Annotated in this window: 3 protein-coding genes; 2 read left to right on the top strand and 1 reads right to left on the bottom strand. The window is 55.6% G+C overall.

Annotated features, from left to right (window positions below; genetic code table 11):
- Together H5U08_RS08920 and H5U08_RS08915 are read left to right on the top strand one after the other, a co-directional pair.
- A partial coding sequence (locus tag H5U08_RS08920) for a Gldg family protein (RefSeq protein WP_297032297.1) occupies positions 1-2,988 on the top strand: 2,988 nt, incomplete at its 5' end.
- 151 nt (positions 2,989-3,139) lie between these two features.
- Positions 3,140-5,188 (top strand): DUF4340 domain-containing protein, encoded by a 2,049-nt coding sequence (locus H5U08_RS08915; RefSeq protein ID WP_297032296.1) that lies wholly within the window; start codon positions 3,140-3,142, stop codon positions 5,186-5,188.
- A gap of 129 nt (positions 5,189-5,317) precedes the next feature.
- On the opposite strand, the gene H5U08_RS08910 is transcribed toward H5U08_RS08915, so the two are convergent.
- The coding region (locus H5U08_RS08910; protein ID WP_297032294.1) for an ASPIC/UnbV domain-containing protein at positions 5,318-5,626 on the bottom strand (309 nt) is incomplete at its 5' end.

Below are 5,626 nucleotides of genomic sequence, written 5' to 3'. Positions count from 1 at the left end.
TGCAATTACGCAGTGTTACGGAGTTTGGGTGACCCGGATTTCGGTCTGTTTGTGGCAACCTACCTTGGCTACTGGTTGATGGGCCTGGCCATGCTGGGGATTGGCATGGTCGCCTCGTTTTTTACGGCCAATCTCACCGTGGCGTATATCCTGGGTGTGCTGCTCAATGCGCCTGCCGTCTTCCTGTCCTCAGCGGATGTCATCCTGCGTCAGGACCTTGCCATTCGCGCTAAAGCCTGGAGCATCGCCGAACAGTTTGCCAACTTTGGCCGCGGTCTGATCACGCTTTCCGGCTTCGCGTATTTTGTGCTCATTGCTGCGGTAACACTCTATGTCGCGATGGTGTTGATCGGCCGACGACACTGGCCGACGGGCGAATCCCGACTTCCTTCCGGATTGTTCTTCGCAGTGCTCCATCTCGCCTGGCTGGGCAGCTTCGCATTGTTAGGGAGCATCTTCGCCAGCAAGTTAGGCGGCTCCACGTTCTGGATCATTGGCCTTGTGATCGGCTATTTGATCCTGCATGCCGCTCTCCTCTACATCTGGCAACAATTCCCGCGGAAGGAAACAATCACACCGATTCACTTCGTGGCGCCCGCGGCCCAGGTGGTAACGGTCATCGCAGCGGCCGTTATCGCCATCCTGTGGGGAGAAAAGCTGAGCTCTGGATGGGTCTTCTGGACGCTCATGGCGATTCTGATTGCCCTTCATATGCTCTTTTTCCTGGGTTGGGCCACTTTCCCTCGTGCCGTCGCGCTGATGCCTGCCCACTTCACGCTACGAACCCTCGCCCTTGCGGCGGCAAGTTTGGGGTTGGTGGCTGTTCTTCAAGCGGCTGACGTGCGTGTGGATATTACCAGCGAAAAAATCAGTTCGCTGTCGCCCCATACGCTCCAGATTCTTCGCTCGCTGGACCCCAAGCACGTCGTTCAGATTGAAGCCTTTATCAGTCCAGAGGTACCCGAGTCGTATATCCAGACGCGTGCCAACCTCATCAATTTGCTGAAAGAATTCGAAGCCAGGGCCAAGAACGTCCGGGTTCGCATCAATAATACAGAACTGTTCTCGGCGGAAGCCCAACGAGCAGCGGACCGGTTCAACATCACGCCACAACGTGTCTTCGCCCTTCAGCAGGGCCGATGGACGGAGCACCGGATCTTTATGGGTGTGGCTTTTACCTGTGGCCTGGAAAAAGTCGTCGTCCCGTTTATCGATCGAGATATTCCCGTGGAATATGAGTTGATCCGATCCATCGCCACGGTCACGCAGCAGAAGCGAAAACGAGTGGGCATCCTCACGACCGATGCCCAGCTTTTCGGTCAATTCAGTTTTCAGGGCGGAGAAGATCGCTGGCCCATTGTGGACGAATTGCAGAAGCAATACGAGGTGGTACGGGTGGAGCCCGCGGATCTTGTGACCAACGACGAAGAGTGCGAAAAGGCAGGCATGAAGGTGCTGGGTCTTACCGATGCCAGCGAGGACAAAATCATTGAACGTGGCCGGGAGTTGCTCGGTCTGAACGTCCCGACGGAAAAACTTACGGACCAACAAAAGGAGCAGTGCAAGGCCAAAGTCAAGGAGGAAGCGATGAAACTGGGACGGTGGGACGTCCTCCTGGCTGTGCAGCCCAGCACCCTTGCGCCAGAGGATATGGACCGGTTCATCGCGGCGATCAGTTACGGCCAGCCCACCGTCATTTTCGAAGATCCAATGCCGTTATTCGCATCCAACGTGGCAGGGACAGGTCAGGAGCGACGGCCGCCGCAACAGATGATGATGTTCGGCATGCGGCCCTTGCCGAAAGGGGACATCACCAAACTGTGGCGGAAGCTGGGCATCGATTTCACGGCCAACGAGATCGTCTGGCAGAGGTACAATCCCTATCCCAAATTCCAGCTTTTTGAAGAGAACCCTGAATTCGTCTTCGTCAACTGGAGCTGCGGTGCCGAGGAACCGTTTAACCGACAAATTCCGGCGGTTGGTGGGCTGCAACAGGTTCTGTTCCCATTCCCCGGTGCCATCACCAAACTGAACAGCTCCACGATGAAATTCACCCCCCTGGTGCGAACGGGCCGCGTTACAGGCTTGATCAACCACGACGACATTTTCCGAATGGACTTCCTCACCGGGACGCGGGAACTGAACCGGAATCGCGAATTCCGTCCTACCCGCACGGAATACATCCTGGCCGCCGCTATCGAAGGCAAACTGCCGGAAATGAAAATCACTAAGACGGAAAACAGTTCCAACGGAGACCAGAATTCTGAGAAAGTTGAAGAACTTCCCAATAAACAACATGACGTTAAAGTTGTTCTGGTCTCGGATATTGATATGCTTCACGAGACGTTTTTCCGCCTCCGGCAACGTCAGGACCTTCCCGGCCTCGATATTAAGCTGAGCTTCGACAACGTCACCATGGTGCTGAACCTGATTGACTGGGTAGCCGGGGACGACCGATTCATTGATATCCGGAATCGACGGCCCAAACATCGCACCCTGACCACCATCGAGCGGGCGACCGAAGCGGCTCGCGCTCGCGCGGCCGAGGAACGCCAGAAACTCCAGGAGGCCTACAACAAGATCGAGCGCGAAGAAAGGGAAAAGCTCGAACAAAGTGTGAAGAAGCTCGAAGAGGACATGAAAAAGCAAAACATCAGCCTCGACGAGATTCTCCGACGGGTGGCCATTGCTCAGGAGCAGGGTGAGCGCCGCCTTAATGCCCGTATGGAAGAAGAACGGCAAAAGCGAGACCGGGCGCTGGAACGAATCGAAACCGAGCTCAGCCTTTATGTGCGGCGTTTACAGAATTTCTACAAGATGGTCTCCGTGATCATTCCACCGCTCTTCCCGCTGGCGCTCGCCGTGGTCGTCTTCGTCTGGAGACGGGCCAAGGAAATGGAGGGTATCCCGAGCTCCCGGCGGGTGCGACGATCGTCGTCTGTCAAGACCGCCAGCAAGGCTGCGGTCACGAGCTCGGAAAAGACCTGATGGTTACTTCAGGGAGTAAACTCTGGCACCGATACAACTTAACTGAGTAATGGAAGAAAACGAAGGCTCGACTTCACGCCAATCAATCTGAAACAAGCCAACTTATTCCTGACAGCGACATCCTGCGAGGGAGTTGAGGAGATAAGCAGCGATGAATAACGAAATCAAAAAAACGCTCGCCTTCATCGGCGCGACGTCGGTCATCCTCGTTATTGCGTGGTGGAGCCATTATACTCCAACTACGAATATCAAAACCGAGCTAAGAGGTCAGCTACTCTGTCCGAATCTCACTGACGCCCTTGCAGCCACCAGCCTGGAAATCTTCGAGTACGATCCCAACACGGTGCGGATCAAGAATTTCAAGGTTGCCCAGATCAACAACCGCTGGTGCATTCCCAGTCACGAGAATTATCCTGCCGATGCAAAAGAGCATCTGGCTCAGGCGGCCACTGCCCTCATTGGTGTTAAAATCCTGGACGTGGCGAGCGAATCACCCACCCAGGACGAGCTTGTTATGTACGGTGTCGTCGAGCCGACGAACGATGCCATTAAAACTATTACGCGGGGAGTTGGAAAACGCGTCATATTCCGCGACCGGAGCGATAAGGTGCTCGCCGACGTGATTATTGGTAATAAGGTACCCGACCGTGAGGAACTGCGTTACGTGCGTGTGAAGGGGGCAGAGCCGGTGTACGTTGTTAAACTGTCTGATGACAAGTTTTCTAGCGAATTCGGCGACTGGATAGAAAAAGACCTTCTCCAGCTTAATCCCTGGGATATTCGTGACGTGCAATTACATGATTACTCGTTTGATCCGGTGACGGCAGGTATCACGCCGCGATCGCAAGTTGTGCTCTCTTATGACGACCTGGGAAATCCCCGCTGGAAGCTGGTCCGCAGCCTGATCTTCAACCTCGACAAAGGCACGTGGGAACCTCGCGAGTTGGCTTCGGATGAAGAGCTCGACACGGCCAAGCTCGATGGATTGCGAACAGCGCTGGACGATTTGAAGATCGTGGACGTGCGGCGCAAACCGCAGGGTATCAGCGCGAGCCTGAGTGCCGACGGATCCGTCACAGCGAATAAAGAAACGGCCGCTTCCCTGGCGGAAGCAGGGTTTTTCCTCGCATCGGCCCAGCAATTCTACCAGATCTTCCCGATGGTTGGACAACGACAGATCAAGCCGGGTGATGTGGAAGTGATTTCCAGCGAGGGAGAAGTTCGCGTGGGGATGAAGGATGGTGTGCGGTATCTCCTCCGATTCGGCCGCGTTGTTGAGGGGCAGGGTGAAGGTACAGGATCGTCGGGAGTCAATCGCTATCTCTTTGTGGTGGCAGAATTCGACCCGGAACTGATTCCCAAACCCGAGCTTGAGCCGCTCCCTGAATTGCCGGCAGAGAACACCGGCAGCCCCGCGCAGCCGTCCGGACAGCAGTCCACGTCCAGTAGCGAACAAAAAAGCACCATCGCGGCAGAGGAAGCGAATGAAAAGTCGAGTGTAACGAAACAGTCTGGCGAAGAGTCCACACCAGCGCGTAGCGTCCAGACGCCCTCCGCGAACGCTCAAAATACTGCCCAGCAAGCCAAGGATGAGGCGACGAAGTCTGCGCCTGATCAAGGGAAGTCCGATGCCGCGGCTCAGGAAGGGCAACAGAGCTCTCAACCGCAGAAAAAAGCGGAGGATATCAAAGCCGAACGGGAGCGGATTGAAAAAGAGAATAAACGCAAGCAGGACGAATATCAGGAAAAACTTAAAAAGGGTCAGGAAAGGGTCAAAGAACTCAACGCGCGTTTTGCCGACTGGTACTACATCATTTCCGACGAGGTGTATCGCAAGATCCATCTCGGCCTGAACGATATTATCAAGAAGAAAGAACAACAGACGGAAAAAGAACAACAGACGGAACAAAAGTCCGATCAGACCGGCGAGAAACAGCCCGCGACCACTGAAACGGGCCAAAAGCCTGGTGAGCAATCCCCTGCACAAAGCCCGGCCGCTCCCTCCGAGAACAAGCCCGAGACCGGTCAAAAACAGCCGGCGAGCGGCACTGAAACCAGCCAGCCACAGGCCCCAGAAACGCCAACACAAACGGGGGAAAATGCCGCTGCGTCGCAACCAGGGCAACAGCAAGGTCCGTCCGCCACGTCTCAAAACGGTGGAGCTGCTTCGGAGGCCAATTCTTCCGCCCAACAAAAGTAACGCCGCTTCTTTTGCAGGCCCGTGCGCATCACGACCTGCGCTGATCAGTCTGGTGGTCCGCGTAGGCACCAGACTTGATTTTTTTCGGCACGCATGGCGGCCCCGTCCTGGGTACGACGCACCGGGTGATTACTTTCCCGGTACACGGGAGCGCGTCCATGTGCCGCCACGACGGACGGTGATGATCTGGTCGGCCGGTATGTTTTCGATCGTGTCGTGGCCCCCGCCATGCCAGAAGACTTCAAGTCGGTCCACATGGTCGTGGCTGCCCAATCCGAAGTGCAGCCGCAATCCCCAGTGGCTTTGATATCCCCGACCTGCATGGACCTCGTCATACTGAACAAGGTCGCCCGCCACGACCTTCACCCGGCTCCCCACTCCGAAACAATTCTTTCCCGACTGACGGAGGTCGATCTGGATCCAGTGATTGTCTGTTTC

Source organism: Thermogutta sp. (genome assembly GCF_014359955.1).
In the GTDB taxonomy this organism is placed as follows: Bacteria; Planctomycetota; Planctomycetia; order Pirellulales; family Thermoguttaceae; genus Thermogutta.
The sequence above is the reverse complement of the archived record's forward strand: the minus strand, read 5'-3'. Positions and strand labels throughout refer to the sequence as shown.